Source organism: Stappia sp. ABD4_338 (genome assembly GCF_056312175.1).
The window spans coordinates 3,475,682-3,489,945 of the sequence record NZ_CM149982.1; the positions used below are offsets into that span (position 1 = coordinate 3,475,682).

Annotated in this window: 14 protein-coding genes; 5 read left to right on the plus strand and 9 right to left on the minus strand. The window is 65.7% G+C overall.

The genetic code is table 11. The annotated features are described in order from the left end of the window. Positions 1–25 precede the first annotated feature (25 nt). Together ACYX4S_RS15585 and ACYX4S_RS15590 are read left to right on the plus strand one after the other, a co-directional pair. Positions 26–790 (plus strand): hypothetical protein, encoded by a 765-nt coding sequence (locus ACYX4S_RS15585; RefSeq protein ID WP_476360872.1) that lies wholly within the window; start codon positions 26–28, stop codon positions 788–790. Further along, positions 783–1,394, plus strand: a complete 612-nt coding sequence (locus ACYX4S_RS15590; RefSeq protein ID WP_422067727.1) for a hypothetical protein — start codon at positions 783–785, stop codon at positions 1,392–1,394. The genes ACYX4S_RS15585 and ACYX4S_RS15590 overlap by 8 nt, the downstream gene beginning before the upstream one ends. Positions 1,395–1,431: 37 nt before the next feature. Here ACYX4S_RS15590 and ACYX4S_RS15595 read toward each other — a convergent pair whose 3' ends face one another. The 8 genes from ACYX4S_RS15595 to ACYX4S_RS15630 all read right to left on the minus strand — a co-directional run bounded on the left by ACYX4S_RS15595 (position 1,432) and on the right by ACYX4S_RS15630 (position 11,534). Next, a complete protein-coding gene (locus ACYX4S_RS15595) occupies positions 1,432–2,178 on the minus strand; it encodes a glucose 1-dehydrogenase (protein WP_422067726.1) in 747 nt (248 codons plus the stop codon). Positions 2,179–2,313: 135 nt separating this feature from the next. Further along, positions 2,314–3,210: a LysR family transcriptional regulator gene (locus tag ACYX4S_RS15600; RefSeq protein ID WP_476360873.1), complete on the minus strand. Its 897-nt coding sequence runs from the start codon at positions 3,208–3,210 to the stop codon at positions 2,314–2,316. Between the two features lie 306 nt (positions 3,211–3,516). Beyond that, positions 3,517–5,010, minus strand: a complete 1,494-nt coding sequence (locus ACYX4S_RS15605; protein WP_476360874.1) for a sugar ABC transporter ATP-binding protein — start codon at positions 5,008–5,010, stop codon at positions 3,517–3,519. 66 nt (positions 5,011–5,076) lie between these two features. After that, positions 5,077–6,174: a YncE family protein gene (locus ACYX4S_RS15610; RefSeq protein WP_476360875.1), complete on the minus strand. Its 1,098-nt coding sequence runs from the start codon at positions 6,172–6,174 to the stop codon at positions 5,077–5,079. Further along, the gene (locus ACYX4S_RS15615; RefSeq protein ID WP_476360876.1) at positions 6,171–8,288 is read right to left on the minus strand and encodes an ABC transporter permease; all 2,118 of its coding nucleotides are present in this window, start codon (positions 8,286–8,288) and stop codon (positions 6,171–6,173) included. Before ACYX4S_RS15615 ends, ACYX4S_RS15610 begins: the two co-directional genes overlap by 4 nt. 17 nt (positions 8,289–8,305) lie before the next feature. Continuing rightward, on the minus strand, positions 8,306–9,322 hold the full coding sequence (locus ACYX4S_RS15620; protein ID WP_476360877.1) for a sugar ABC transporter substrate-binding protein: 1,017 nt from the start codon (positions 9,320–9,322) through the stop codon (positions 8,306–8,308). 44 nt (positions 9,323–9,366) lie between these two features. Beyond that, complete coding sequence (locus tag ACYX4S_RS15625; RefSeq protein WP_476360878.1) at positions 9,367–10,389, minus strand: ABC transporter permease; 1,023 nt, start codon at positions 10,387–10,389, stop codon at positions 9,367–9,369. 386 nt (positions 10,390–10,775) lie between these two features. Beyond that, positions 10,776–11,534, minus strand: coding sequence for a MauE/DoxX family redox-associated membrane protein (locus ACYX4S_RS15630; protein ID WP_476360879.1), 759 nt, complete (start codon positions 11,532–11,534; stop codon positions 10,776–10,778). A gap of 272 nt (positions 11,535–11,806) precedes the next feature. Between ACYX4S_RS15630 and ACYX4S_RS15635 the strand changes: the two genes are divergently transcribed. The 3 genes from ACYX4S_RS15635 to ACYX4S_RS15645 are packed head-to-tail and all read left to right on the plus strand — an operon-like array spanning position 11,807 to position 13,201. Then, positions 11,807–12,064 (plus strand): PepSY domain-containing protein, encoded by a 258-nt coding sequence (locus ACYX4S_RS15635; RefSeq protein ID WP_476360880.1) that lies wholly within the window; start codon positions 11,807–11,809, stop codon positions 12,062–12,064. Positions 12,065–12,071: 7 nt separating this feature from the next. Further along, the gene (locus tag ACYX4S_RS15640; protein ID WP_476360881.1) at positions 12,072–12,662 is read left to right on the plus strand and encodes a cytochrome b/b6 domain-containing protein; all 591 of its coding nucleotides are present in this window, start codon (positions 12,072–12,074) and stop codon (positions 12,660–12,662) included. After that, the gene (locus ACYX4S_RS15645; protein WP_476360882.1) at positions 12,659–13,201 is read left to right on the plus strand and encodes a helix-turn-helix transcriptional regulator; all 543 of its coding nucleotides are present in this window, start codon (positions 12,659–12,661) and stop codon (positions 13,199–13,201) included. The genes ACYX4S_RS15640 and ACYX4S_RS15645 overlap by 4 nt, the downstream gene beginning before the upstream one ends. A 73-nt stretch (positions 13,202–13,274) precedes the next feature. Here the strand turns inward: ACYX4S_RS15645 and ACYX4S_RS15650 are convergent, their stop codons facing one another. Beyond that, positions 13,275–14,225, minus strand: a complete 951-nt coding sequence (locus tag ACYX4S_RS15650) for an MBL fold metallo-hydrolase (RefSeq protein ID WP_422067715.1) — start codon at positions 14,223–14,225, stop codon at positions 13,275–13,277. Between the last annotated feature and the right edge of the window lie 39 nt (positions 14,226–14,264).

The window sequence follows — 14,264 nt, forward strand, 5'->3', positions numbered from 1 at the left end:
GGCCTCAGATCGAGGGATCACCGCCTTGACCAGCCATCCGCCTCTTCGACCCGATCCGATGCCGCTGCGCGAGGCGCTGCGCGGGCTGCGCCACGTCATGCGCCGGGGCGGCGCGACGTTTCGCGACACGCTGAGCGTCGACGTTCTGCCGCGTCCGGCCGCCGACCTTGCCGGAAGCGTGCTGCGCGACGCGGAGCATCTGGCGCGCGGCGCGGACCGGATCGCCTCGGACCTGGCAAAGAAAGTGCTCGGCGGCACCGAGCTCTCACCCGCCTCTCTCGACGATCTCGCGGCCGCCGGCAACGACGGCGCGTTGTTCGCGGCCGGAGCCTATCCGGCCCTTGGCAGCATTCTCGGACGTCTCGGCGTGGAGGATGCCTTCGTCAGCGAGGCGGCGGCGCGCTCCGCCTTCGCCCAAGCGGTGGCCGGTTCCGGCGAGCGTCAGTCCCTTGGCGAACAGATGGACATCCGGGAGCCGCAGGAGCGGAGCGCGAACGCCCAGGCCCGTCTTGCCGCGCGGCTGACACTCGCCATGATCGGGACCCGCGCGCTGCGCGGACTTTCCGGTGCGACGAACACCCGCGTGCCGGCGGCCGCCCTGGAGCCGGTCGCGCTCTTCTCCCTGATGCTGTGGCTGCAATCCGGCGCCCGGGAAGAGGAAAACGCGGCAGCGCTTCTGGCCGCGACCGACCTTGCGGTGGTGCTGGCCGACGACATTACGGCGGCGACCGCCGCGCGCGACACGGACCGGCTCGCCGCGCTCTATACGGAATTCGCCTCCCATGTCTGACACCGCCCGCGTTCTGCCGCGTCACCCGGAGGCCTTCCCGCGCACCAACGAACCGCTGAGGATCGCGGTCCGGCGCCTGCGCTGGTTCACCACCGCCTTTCACCGACACGTGGAGGCCTTCGGCGCCGACATGGGGTGCCGCTTCGACGTCGACGACGCGAAGCTCGCCGGCATTTTCGTGCGCTGGCTGAGGACGGTGGAAAAGCAGAAGCCCTCCGACAAGACGGCACGCAAGGAGTACTTCGATTTCGCGGCGGCGATCATGCTCCGCGAGTTGACCGCCGACATGCCGCTGCGCGCGGTCTCGGCACCGACCAGGGCCGAGCCCGACAGTGCCGCCGCCTTCTGGCCGGAAGGCTACGTCGCCGTGCTGTTCTGCCTGTCGGTTCATGCCGCTGCGGCGCGCGAGGAGTTTCGCGTCGAGCCGGAGCCGAGCGCCGCCATCGAGGACCTGCGCCACTGGTGGTCGCTGAAGGAAAACGCCCGGCAGAACGCGAGCTTCTCCGCCGGGTTCCTGCAGATGCTGCTCGGCCATCAGCCGAACTGGGCGATGCCGGACGTCTTTCGCGCCCGGATCCGGCAGGAAGTCGCCGCACGCGGCTGACACCCCCTGCCGGAGGCGTCCTTGATGGCGTCACGCCTCAGATGCAGCGACCGCCGTCCACTTCCATCGCGATACCCGTGACCATGGACGCCTCGTCCGAACACAGGAAGCAGGCGGCATTGCCCATGTCCTCGGGCGTGGAGAAGCGCCCGATGGGGATGGTCGCGAGGAACTTCTCGCGCACGTCGGGCGTATCCGCGCCCATGAAGGTCTTGAGCAGCGGCGTGTCGCCCGCGACCGGATTGATCGCGTTCACGCGGATGCCGAAGGGCGCGAGTTCCACCGCCATGGCGCGCGTCGCGGTGATCACCCAACCCTTGGAGGCGTTGTACCAGGTCAGGTTCGGACGCGGCGAGACACCGCCGGTCGACGCCACGTTGAGGATCGCCCCGTAGCCCTTTTCCTTGAAGTGGGGAACGATCGCCCGCGCGCCGTGATAGATGGAGCGCATGTTCACGTTGGCGATGCGGTCGAAGTCCGCCTCGTCCAGTTCGTCGAGCGGCTTTGGCGTATGACCGACGCCGGCGTTATTGACGAGAATGTCGAGGCGGCCGAAGCGGGACAGCGCGATGTCGCGCGCGCTCGCGAAGCCCTCGGCCCGCGACACATCGGCCACCAGCGGTGCGATCTGGTCCGGTGCTTCCGCCGCGACCCGGCGCGCTCCATCGCCATCGCGGTCGACCAGCACGACCCGGGCTCCCTCGGCGACGAACTTTCGCACGATCCCCTCGCCGAACCCGGAGCCACCGCCGGTCACAATCGCAGTCCTGCCTTCAAGTCGCATGATGTCGTCCTCCTTGGTCGGGCAAGGCATACGGAGAGGAACACAGGCTGAACAGACGAAATATCTGAACAGGCCTTGAGGTTTCCTGTCGGTTTGCCGGCCATGCGCCGAACCGTCCCGTCGGCGCGAATGCTGTCAGGCCATCTCGCGAAGATTGGTCCTGATCAGCGCCATGAGCTGCTCGGAAAACCCGTGCTGCACATAGCCGCGCGCCGTGATGATGCCGACGGCCCGGTGGGCCTGGTGATGGGAAAGCGGCACGACGCGCAGGCCGTCCTCACGACCGCCACCGATCGCGATGCTCGGCAGGATGCAGACGCCAAGTCCGGCGGACGCCAGCGCCAGTGCGGTCTGGGCGCTTTCAACCTCGTACTGCGGAGCCAGCACCACTCCCTCATCGGCGATGATGCGGTCGATCAGCCCGCGCACCGCCGTCTTGTCGTTCAGCAGGATCAGGGGCGCGTTGCTGATTTCCGCCAAGGTGAGTGTCTGCGCAAGGATCTCGTGGGCCGGTGGCATGCAGACCATCAGCGGATCGTCGATGATCGATTCGAACTGGAAATCAGCCAGATGCGGCACTTCGGGACCGATGTAGAACTCGACTTCCTGGTCTTTCAGAAGCTCCAGCGCCGCGGTCGGCGAGGTCTCCTTGACCTCGACGGTGCTGCGCGGATAGCGGACCTTGAACGTGGCGAGAATGTCCGGCAGGCGGCTGGAGGCAAGCGTGGGCGCGCAGGCGATGCGGACCCGGCCCTGCCGCTGCACCGCGATCTCGGCCAGCCGGTCGAGACCGCTTTGCACGTCCTGCATGGCGCGCCGCACCTGGTCGAACAGGATACGCCCCTCCGGGGTCAGGTTCGCCCGACGGGGCGTGCGCAGGAACAGGCTGATGCCGATCTGTTCCTCCAGATCGCGGATCTGCATGGAGACCGCCGAGGCCGAGCGATTGCTCTCTTCCGCCGCGCGGCGAAAGCTTCCATGCTCGGCCGCGAGCAGAAACGTCTGGAGAAGCTTCAGGTTTATGTTGCTCATCTAGGGTGCAAACCAACGCAAGACGCATCCTGCCTGTTCGCCGGGCCGAACACGAGGCGCAAGACTGCGTGAAACCAACCGTGTTTCAAGGGCTTGCAACGCTGCTGCCCGGCCAGGGGCTTCGACACTGCGGATCGAAGCTGTTTTCACGCCGTGGATGCCTCGTTCATGAGCCCGCACCCCGGGATGCGGTCAGGTGGGACGTGCGATTAGGCCCGCTCCGCACGGCGGATGCAAGTCCTGGCCAGGCGCCACGTATCGAGCCGCCGGCGCCAGGCGCGATCCGGTCTCCCGCTTGCCTTTGCGTCAATGAACCGCGGCAAACATGACCCGCTCCTCCGTCGCGTCGGAGACCATCATTTCCTCCACGATACGACCGCGCTTGGCAACCAGGATGCGATCCGCGACGGCCATGATCTCCGGCAGATAGGAGGAGATCACGACCACCGCCATGCCCTGGTCCGCAAGATCGCTGATGAGCTGGTGAATCTCCACGATGGCACCGACGTCGACGCCACGTGTCGGTTCGTCGAAGATGATCAGCCTGGGTTTCTGGATCAGGGCCTTGGCGATCACGATCTTCTGCTGGTTTCCGCCCGACAGCTCGATCATTCGCGCCCGGTCGCTGATCGACTTGAGATGCAGCTTCTCGCCCCACTCGGCGGCCAGCTTGCGCGCCCGTGCCATGGAGACGACGCTGACCGGATTGGACCCGTTCGACAGTTCGCCGAGATGCAGGTTCTCGCCCACGGTCATGGTCTCGAAAAAGCCGTCCTGCTTGCGGTCTTCCGTCACGTAGACGATGCCGTCGAGCATGGCCTGCCGGGGGACGCGGTAACGCACGGAGCGCCCGTTGAGGCGGACCTCGCCGCCATGGAAGAGGTTCCGCTTCAGGACGCCGGACACGACCTTGGCCATCTCCGTGCGCCCGGCACCCACCAGGCCGAACATGCCCGTCACCTGCCCGGCAAAGACCGAGAACGACGAATTCCGGACAAGCCCGGCATAGGAGAGGTTCTCCACCGACAGCACCTTTTCGCCGTAAGGGCGGGGCGCGCGGGCGGCTTCGCCGTGCAGGGTCTCCGTCAGGCTGCGACCAACCATCGCCTGAACGATGGAGGCACGGGTGAACTCCCCGGCCGCGCCGCTGGCGACGATCTCGCCGTCGCGCATCACGGTGATCCGGTCGGAAACCTCGAGCGCCTCCTCCAGCGCATGGCTGATGAAGACAATGGTCACGCCACTCGCCACCAGCCGGTCGACCAGGTTGAAGAAGTGACGCTTTTCCTCCGGCGTGAGGGTCGCCGTGGGCTCGTCGAAGATGATGACCCGCGCCTTGTGATGCACGGCGCGCGCGATCTCCACCATCTGCTTGTGGGCCGCCCCCAGGGTCGACACCTGGGCGGTCGGGTCCACCTGGAAGCCCATGCCGACGAGAAACTGCCGTGCCTCGACATAGAGCCCGCGCAGCCGGTTGAAGACCTTTTCCTCGCCGAGATAGATATTCTGGGCAACCGTCATCGCCGGAACGAGATTGGTCTCCTGGAACACCATGACGATGCCGGCGGCAAGGGCATCGGCGGGCGAGGAGAACTCCACGGGCTCGCCGTCGAGCAGCAATTGGCCGGACGTCAGCTTGTGCACACCGGCCATCACCTTGGTCAGGGTCGACTTGCCGGCGCCGTTCTCGCCGAGCAGCGCGTGGATCTCGCCCTTGCGCAGACTGATGTCCACGTTCCGGAAGGCCGAATTTCCGCCGAAAGTCTTGGTCGCTCCACGCAACCGGACGATGTCGCTCATCTCGCCTCCCCGGGAATCTCGCGGTTGGTTTTCGCAGCGCTCGTTTTCGTCATGATCCGCTGCCCCTCACCCGGACTTGCCACCGGCAACGGCGGAAAGGCGCAGGATCCGCCCGCCGCCGCGCGAGGCGACCATGAGGTCGTCTCCCATCTCGCAAGCGGAGACCGTGCCGTGCGCGCTTCCGTCCGCGCGCGAATGGAAGCTGGCGTAGGGTTGCATCCGCGCGTTGCAGGCAACGACAAGACCGTAGGAGCGGGTCGTCGCATAGGGTTTGAGAACGCCCATCTGCTTCAACTGGCTACCCTGCATCGGCTCGCGGAAATCCTGGCCAGACGCCAGCGACGGGGCCATCCAGAACGGCTCCGGCACCTCCTCCAGCATGCGGGCCCGGAAACCGTCCTCGCGCAGGATGAACTCCACCAGCTGATTGCGGATGGAATAGAAGGAGAGCCAGTAGCCCGCGTTGTACGCCGGCGCGATGCGCGCCGGGTAGGCGGGAAGGTGCTCGAGAACCGGCCGCAGCTCTCCCGTCGCGATGTCGAGCGAGAGGATGCGATGACGCCATGCCTCCGACAGATAGACGATGCTCGAACCGGTCACCGCGATGCCCGCCGGCCAGGCCAGACCGTCGGCGAGATTCTGCACCGTCCCGGTGCGCAGGTCGAGTTTCCAGATGCTGCCGGAACTCCCCTTCTGCATCAGGTCCCGCCGCCACTCGCCGGCACCGACCTCCCCGGACCCGTTGGCCATCAGGAGCGTGTCCGCATCGAAGAAGGCAAGCGCGGTGACGGCCCCGAAGCTCCGCCCCTCGGTTTCGGAAAAGGATCTTCCGTCATGCGGCCCGCCCCGGATGACCACGCCGCATCCGTCGATGCCCACCGCGAGCATGTCCTTGGCGCCGGCAAGCGCACACACGCGACGCCCGTAGTCCTCGACCACCTCTCCGGGACCGCCCCATACCGGATACCGATGGAGGCAATTGCCGGAGCTGGCATAGAGGTGCTTGCCGCTCGCGACGAGATTGTCGGCCGCCTCGAGGGTCGCGAAGGTTTCCGCCTCCTCGAGCGCCTGGTTCGGCAGCAGCGGCCCGTCCAGAACCGGGAGCGTGATCGACCAGTCGCCACGCCCCAGCAGGCGATCGAGAAATCCTCCGAGGAACGTCATGACGGCTTCCTCCAGTAGGTGTCGACACCGCACCAGTCCGGATCGGCGTCGGGCAGCGTGAGCGTGCCCATGCGATTGTTGAAGATGCCGCACAGATAAAGGACGCCCTTGTGCTCGCGCATCGAGGTGATCATCGGGTGTTTCCGGCCGCCCTGGTCCCAGAAGCTTTCCAGGATCTCGCCCTTCTCGTTGAACCGCAGCACGCAGCCCGTGTTGAGGTTGGGCATGAGCCAGGCGTCCTCCGAAACCCATCGCGCCATGCGCCGGCGGAAGCCGGGCATCTCCAGGGAGAGGTCCAGCGCCGGCGTGCGCATCCCCATCAGCGCGAGCCAGTAGGTGCCGTCGGAGGCGCGGTTGATGTTGTCGGGATACCCGGGCAGGCCCTCGATCACCCGCTCGACGCGTCCCTTCTTCGGTCCGGCATAATAGTAGCGGTTGATGCGGCAGGCCCAGCTTTCGGCGAAGAGGACGGATTCCCCGTCATAGGAGGTGCAGACACCGTTCGGGAACACCAGGCCGTTGATCAGCGTCCGCGTTCCCCCGGTCCTGGGATCGTAACAGATCAGGCGCCCGTTGCCGCGGCTCTCCAGCGCGTCGGCATACCAGTCGTGCATCTCGAAGCGCACCGTCGCCTCGGAGAAGATGATGCGTCCGTCGGGGAGAATGTCGCAGTCGTCGGCAAGCCGCATCGAGCTGTCATCGGCGACCGAGGTCAGGCTGCGGTTGGTCTCCGCCGTGAGCAGGCTCACCTCACCCTCCGGCGTGATCCGGTAGAGACCCATGCCGCCGACGCAGACGGCCATGTTGCCGACCTCGTCGAACACCATGCCCATCGGCGCCCCGCCGATATGGGCGAAGACCTCGTGGCGGGTGTAGTCCGGCGGAAACCAGCGCAGGATGTCCCCCTGCCGGCTGCCGGTGTACAGGTTGTCGTCGCGATCGAAGATCACGTCCTCGGCGCCGTCCAGAACCCCGAGGCCGATCACGCCGACGTCACGCAGCCTGTCGTTGGGCGCCATGGGGGAGCCCGGTTCGGTGGAGATCGCCGGCGGCATCTTGTTGTAGGTCGGCGAGATGTAGACGCTGCGCAGGATCTTGTGGCGGTTCTTCACCCAGCGCACGTCGAGGAAGACCGCCGCGACCAGCACCAGTCCCAGGATCAGGTCGTTGACCGGGCCTGGAACCGAGAGGGTCAGGAGACCGTTCGACAGGATCAGCACGAACACCGTGCCCATCAGCGCCTTGGAAACGGACCCGCGCCCGCCGCCGAGCGAGATGCCGCCGAGCACGGTCGCCGTCAGCGCCTGAAGCTCGAGGCCGGACCCGACGTCCGAGGCGGCGCTGCCGATGCGCGCGGAGAAGAAGAACGCCGAGAGCGCCACGAACATCGAGCAGACGAGATAGGCACTGAAAACGGTGAAACGGACATTGACGCCGGCGTTGTACGCCGAGCGCCGCGCGCCGCCCACCGCCAGCAGCCGCCAGCCGTAGCGCCCGCGCGACAGGACCACGTGAAGGGCCAGGGCGATGACGGCGAAGACGAGGAAGGAGACCGGCATGCCCCATAGCCTGCCGATGCCGAGCAGATCGTAGAGGGGCGAATCCGGGAAATTCATCACCAGGTCGGTGGAGACCATGGGAAAGACGATCTCGAAGACCGAGCGGAATATGATCAGCGTGACGAGCGTCGTCAGGAAGGCCCGCATTCTGAGAATGCCGACCAGAAAGCCGTTGATCGCACCGCAGAGCGCCCCCACGCCCAGGGTGGCGGCAAGGCCGGTCCCGAAGTCCCACTGGCCGACGTTCATGCCGTACAGCGCGGTCAGCACCGTGATGGCGAAGGTCGAGCCGACCGACAGGTCGATACCGCCCGACATCATCACGATGGTCAGCCCCAGGACCACGAGACCGAGTTCCGCCACCTGACCGCTCAGGTCGGCCAGGGTCGTCAGATGGAAGAAGCGCGGCACGATGCTGCCGAACAGGGATACCAGTATCAGCAGCGCCAGGAAGGGGATGACACTGTCGATCCACTTCTTGCTGAGAACCTCCCCGACCACATGGTCGGGGAGATACCGGTAGCGCCAGCGTACGATGCTTTCAGACAAGGCCATGCCGTGCTTTTCCGTCTTCAGTTGAGGTCTTCAAGCTTCCAGCAGTTGCGGCCGGATGCATTGGACTTGTCGACACGGGTCACGGGGCCGAAGAAGACCGTCTTCTGCGCGCCGGCCTCACGCTCGGGATGCTGCAGAAGCTCGGAGATCTGCTGCGCCGCGATCTCGCCCTGGATCGGCGCATTGAAGTTGTAGATCACGTCGAGCAGGCCCTTGTGGATGCTGTCGCAGCCCGTCGCGCTGCCCGCCCCATTGGTGACGATGGTCACCTGGTCCTGCTTGCCGGCGGCGAGGACCGCGGCTCCGGCGCCAACCTCGGCATTGTCCCAGATGCCCATGATGCCGCACAGGTCGGGATGCTGCTGGAGCACCGTCTCCGTGATCTGGCGGGCCTTCTCGCTGTCATAGTCGGCCGGCTGGTCGGAGACGAGTTCGAGCTCCGGGTTCTCCGCCAGGACCTGGTCGATGCCGGCACGCATGAAGATGTTGGCTGCGCCCGTCTGCACGCCGGCGAGCCAGACGATCTTGCCCGAGGGGGCGTCCGGCCCCGTGCAGGCCTTCGCAAGTTCGCGCGCCTCGAGCAGCCCCATCTCGATCCAGTCGTTGCCGACGTAGCTGTCGGTCTGGGTGGCCGACTGCATGTTGACCTGGATGACCCGGATGCCGGACGCCTGCGCCTGCTTGAGCATGCGCGCATAGGTCTGCACGTCGGGGTTCTGAACGATCAGAAGATCCGGACGCTCGGAGATCGCGCCCTGAAGCGCGCGAATGCCGGCATTCGTGTCCATGTTCGGGTCGCGCACCTCGAGCGTGAAGCCGTAGCGCTCCGCATGACGCTGCCACACCGCGACCCAGGCCTGGTTGAGGTCGAACCCCTGCGAGATCGGCACGAAGATGACCTTCTTGCCCTTCATCGCCTCGAGATAGGCGGACCGGCCGATCTGCTCGATGTCACGCGCCTGCGTCACCTGGGGGTGAGCGAAAAGGGTTACCGCCGCCAGGGCCCCCCACAACATCTTCCTTGCAATACCCATGCTTGTTTCCTCCCGCATATGCATGCTGTTGAACTGGTCGGACTTCAGATGTCCCCGCTTTGCGAGGTCTGCTCGTCTCGCGGATTGATCAGCGCGTCGAGCACCAGCGCGAGCAGCAGGATCACGCTCTTGATGAGGCTCTGGCTCGTGTAGCTGATGTTCAGGATCGTCATGCCATTGATGAGAATGCCGACGAGGATCGTGCCCACGATCACGTTGCGGACACCGCCCTGACCGCCGGACAGGCCGATGCCGCCAAGCACCACGACAAGCAGCACGTCGTAGATCAGCGTCGAGTTGTAGAGGCGCGTGTTGATGCCGGTCACCAGGCCGGTGAGAATGATGCCGGCGACGAACGCGATCAGGGCGCTGACCACATACTGGGTGATGATGACCGGCCGGGTCGGCAGGCCGGACGTGCGCGCGGCGTGCGGATTGTCACCGGTCGCGTAGACGAAACGGCCAAACCGCGTGCGCTTCAGGAACAGGCTCATGACAAACGCCACGAGCGCGAAGACGACGACCGAAACCGGAATGCCGAAGATGCTTCCGCCGCCGACGAAGGTGAGCCATTTCGCATCGGACGGCGCGTAGAGAACGTCCGAATTGAACAGGATCCGGCCGGCTCCGTAGACCGTCGAGGCAATCGCGAGAGTGGCGAAGATCGGCGGAATTTCCGCAACCGCGACCATGATGCCGGTGAATAGCCCGATCAGCGCGACCAGCACCGCACCGATCAGAATCGCGGTCGTGAAGTTCACCCCCAGCGTCGACAGCCAGATGCTGAACGCGACGCCGACCACCATGACCGCAACCATGGTCAGATCGATGCCGCGACCGACCACGATGAAGCCCATGCCGACGGCAAGCGTTCCCAGGATCGACACGTTCTTGAGCAGGGTGACGATATTGCCCTGCGTGAGAAACTTGTTCAGGAACAGGGAGAAGAGAACAAACAGGACGCACGAGATCGCGATCACGACCGCTTCCTGGCTGATCTTGCGCGATCCCGCGCCGAACCAGCGTGCACTGCTTCCTCCGCCCGCAGCCTTTGGTGCTCCGGTCACGTCATCCTCCCGTCTTGATCCTGAAGGCGGCCGGCAGACGCGTGTCCCTGCTCACGGCCACATGGCAGCCGCGCCGGCACGTCATCGCATGTTCTGCAAGCCTCCCTCGGCTCCGGCCCTCCCCGGCCAGAGCGTCGTCGATCATCATAGACGTCTGATCGAGTTATCAAATCCGTTTTTCTGATGCAGTGTGCAACGCCATATTCGCGCTACGGAAATTGTCTTTCATAGGCAATTTGGACGAGAGAATCAGAGGTTCTCCCGTCCATTTCCATGTTGCAAATGCCCTGCTTTCGACAGACGGCGACCGCCCCCCTGTCGCCCCCACAGTCGCCCAGGGCGGGGCGCGCGGGACATGCCACGTCACATCGCGCAAGCCTTTCAGATCAGGCGAGCGCGCGAAGGCCGACCCAGAGTGCCATGACGATCATCATCAGGTTTTCGGTCAGGGAAACAAAGCCGAGCGGCACGCTCGAGCCGCCGCCGACGCAGGCGCACTTCAGTTCGCGACGCTCGACATAGACCGCCTTGAACACGGACACCGCTCCCACCGTGCCGATGGCCAGCGCCACGGGCGCCGACAGCCAGGGCAGCAGCCCCGCCAGCATCAGCAGGCCGGCACCGGTTTCCGCGTAAGGGTACACATAGCCATAGGGCACGAAGCGGCGGGCGAGCAGGTCGTAGTTCAGGAACATGGTCGAGAAGCCCTCCACGTCCTGGAGCTTCTGCAGTCCGAGGAGAACCATCGAGATGGCAATGAAGCGCTCGGGCACGCCCGGGACAAAAAGCGTGCCCTCCACAAGCCATGCAAGCGCGAGCGACATGAGTGCGGCAACCGCGAAGATCGCAATGACCGGCCGATAGGACGTGTCGCCCTCCTTCATCACGCGATAGCCGAAATGCGCGCGCAACGCGTCATAGCCGCCGATACGTTCGCCACCGATGAAGGTCTGGGGCGTCGTCTCCACGCCCTCGTCGCGCATGAAGGCATCCGTCTCGGCGCGGCTCGTCAGATGATGATCCTCAACCGTGTACCCCTTGTGCCGCAGCAGCCATTTCGACTTGAGACCGAAGGGGCACAGATGCCCGGGCATCACCATCCGCCAGAGGGTGGCATGTTTGCGTGTGGGGGAACCGGTGGTCATGGCGACCTCCTGCGTGTTCGACGTCGCAAGGTGCTTCGCTAGGGTGTGGCCCCACAGACCAACGCGGCGGGCCGCCGATCCGTTCCACGGCGGCCTCAGACCCGTAAGCACACGCTTACGGGCCTCCTCCTAAACGCCGCGCCAATGGCGCAAGGCATCCCGCCCGGGCCAGATCGACGGCACCGGCCCGATATCGGACCGGCCAACGCATCGTGCCGCCCGGTCTCCTCGCATGGACGACACATGGGGGCACCAACCCAAGGACAAGTCCCATGCGCAAGCTTCTCGTCATTCTCGCCACCACCGTCGCCCTCGCCACCCCGGCGCTGGCCGCCGACCTGACGATGGACAGCATCCTCGGCACCACGATGGACGCGGTGAAGGCCAGCCTCACGGAGATGGGGTACGAGGTTCGCAAGTCCGAAATGGAAGACGGCCGGATCGAGGTCTATTTCGTCAAGGACGGCAAGATGGGCGAGGTCTACGTCGACGCCTCGACCGGCAAGGTCGCCAAGCTCAAGATCAAGTGAGCCGGCCATGAACACCGTGGACGAACGGATCGGCGGGCGCTTCGGCGCCCGCGACGGGCAGCCCCGCGAGTTTGCCGTCTGGGATCCGCTGGTGCGGCTCATTCACTGGAGCCTTGCACTGTGCATCCTTCTCAACGGGGTGTTCACCGACCCCGAGGAGAACCTGCACATATGGGTCGGCTACACGGCCGCCGGCCTGCTGGCGGTCAGGCTGCTTTGGGGCCTGATCGGACCGTGCCCGGCGCGCTTTACCTCGTTTCCACCGAGCCCCGCACGCGCCCTGCGCCACCTCGCCGCGCTGCGACGGGGCGACAGGACCGTACATCTGTCGCACAATCCACTCGGGGCCCTGATGGTCTACAACATCTGGGCCACCGTCGCCGCGATGGCGGTGACCGGATACATGATGGGCACGGTGAGGTTCTTCGGGATCGACTGGGTGAAGGAGGTTCACGAGGCCGCGTTCAACTGGCTTGTGATCTCCGTGGCGCTGCATGTTGGCGGCGTCGCCTTCGACACCTGGCTCTCGAAGGTGCCTCTGGTGCGGGCGATGATCGACGGACGCAAGCGCGTGCCCGACGGAGCGAAGATTGAATGAACGGTTGGTGGCTTCCTGTCTTCACGCGAGAGCGGCGGGCGATGACGCTTGCCGCTCTCATCCTGCTGCAGGGCCTTTGCGCCCTGTTCTTCATGGCCGACGTGATGATCGACCTGAACGACGGGGACCACCTCGACCACCTGCACATGTTTCTCGAAGCCGTCGCGGCACTGTCGCTTTCCGGCGGCGTGATTTTCCTGATGTTCGAACTGAGACGCATGCTCGCGCGCATGGACACGATGACGACCGGCCTGAGGGCGGCCCGGGGCGAGATGGCCCACCTGCTGGACGATTTCTTCGACCGCTGGGCGCTCACCCCCTCGGAGCGGGACGTCGCGTTGATGGTCCTCAAGGGCATCGACAACGACACCATCGCCAGCCTTCGGGGAACTGCACCCGGTACTGTGCGCGCGCAGTGCACGCGGATCTACGCGAAAGCCGGCGTCGACGGGCGCGCCCAGCTCTTCAGCGTCTTCATGGAAGAGCTCCTGGCCGGCGACCACCCTCTCGCCCCGTCCGGGGACACTTCCCCGGCCTGAGGCGCGCGCCGACACGAAAACGCCCCGCCGGCGAACCGGCAGGGCGTCAGTATTCGGTCAGGAGCGGTCAGGATCAGCCCTGAACCATCTTCCACATCATCTGGTCGCGCTCGGCGGTCCAGATGCGCGGCGTCTCGATGCCGCGCGCCTCGTCCCATGCACGGCCGATGTTGAACGGCAGGCAGTGCTCGTAGATCGCGTAGTCGGCGAACTTCGGGTCGCAGGCCGCGCGCACGGCGGCCGTTGCCTCCTCGAGCGTGCCACCGCGCGCGGCGATGCGCGCAACCGCGTTGTAGGTGCTCTCGACGAAGTCGCGGGTGTTGGCGACCGCCCTGGCGACCATCTCGCGCCCGACAAGCGCGTCACCGCGCCCCGGCGCGATGGAGGCCGGATCATAGGCCAGGATCTCGTCGAGCGTGTTGCCCCAGTCCTGATAGTGACCGTCGCCGCAGTAGCAGGCGGAATGGTACTCGACGATGTCGCCCGTAAACATCACCTCCTGATCCGGGACCCAGACGACCGCGTCGCCCGCGGTGTGGGCGCGACCGAGGTGCATGATGTCGACGCGGCGGTTGCCGAGCCAGACCGTCATGCGGTCGGAGAAGGTGGTGGTCGGCCAGGTCAGGCCGGGGATTTCCTCATGCCCCTGGAAGAGGCGCGGGAAGCGGCCGAACTCGCTGTCCCAGTCTTCCTGGCCGCGCTCCACGACCTGGGCACGGGCCGCGTCCGACATGATGATCTCGCGCGCGCCGTAGGCCGAGGCGCCGAGCACGCGGACCGCATGATAGTGGGTCAGCACCAGATGGGTGATCGGCTTGTCGGTGACGCTGCGCACGGCCTCGATGACCTTGCGCGCGAGACGCGGGGTCGCCTGCGCCTCGATCACCATGACGCTGTCGTCGCCGATGATGACGCCGGAGTTCGGGTCGCCCTCGGCGGTGAAGGCGTAGAGCCCCTCGCCGATCTCGGTGAAGCTCGTCTTCTTCTCGGAAAGATCGCCCTGTGAGGCAAATGCCTTGGACATGAGTGCTCCTTTGGTCGGTTTGCGGGCCGGCACCGCGAG

Coding starts and splice junctions, on each gene's coding strand:
- ACYX4S_RS15595 (WP_422067726.1), bottom strand. CDS start 2,178: ATGCGACTTGAAGGCAGGACTGCGATTGTGACCGGCGGTGGCTCCGGG.
- ACYX4S_RS15650 (WP_422067715.1), bottom strand. CDS start 14,225: ATGTCCAAGGCATTTGCCTCACAGGGCGATCTTTCCGAGAAGAAGACG.
- ACYX4S_RS15630 (WP_476360879.1), bottom strand. CDS start 11,534: ATGACCACCGGTTCCCCCACACGCAAACATGCCACCCTCTGGCGGATG.
- ACYX4S_RS15645 (WP_476360882.1), top strand. CDS start 12,659: ATGAACGGTTGGTGGCTTCCTGTCTTCACGCGAGAGCGGCGGGCGATG.
- ACYX4S_RS15615 (WP_476360876.1), bottom strand. CDS start 8,288: ATGGCCTTGTCTGAAAGCATCGTACGCTGGCGCTACCGGTATCTCCCC.
- ACYX4S_RS15610 (WP_476360875.1), bottom strand. CDS start 6,174: ATGACGTTCCTCGGAGGATTTCTCGATCGCCTGCTGGGGCGTGGCGAC.
- ACYX4S_RS15600 (WP_476360873.1), bottom strand. CDS start 3,210: ATGAGCAACATAAACCTGAAGCTTCTCCAGACGTTTCTGCTCGCGGCC.
- ACYX4S_RS15620 (WP_476360877.1), bottom strand. CDS start 9,322: ATGGGTATTGCAAGGAAGATGTTGTGGGGGGCCCTGGCGGCGGTAACC.
- ACYX4S_RS15590 (WP_422067727.1), top strand. CDS start 783: ATGTCTGACACCGCCCGCGTTCTGCCGCGTCACCCGGAGGCCTTCCCG.
- ACYX4S_RS15635 (WP_476360880.1), top strand. CDS start 11,807: ATGCGCAAGCTTCTCGTCATTCTCGCCACCACCGTCGCCCTCGCCACC.
- ACYX4S_RS15640 (WP_476360881.1), top strand. CDS start 12,072: ATGAACACCGTGGACGAACGGATCGGCGGGCGCTTCGGCGCCCGCGAC.
- ACYX4S_RS15605 (WP_476360874.1), bottom strand. CDS start 5,010: ATGAGCGACATCGTCCGGTTGCGTGGAGCGACCAAGACTTTCGGCGGA.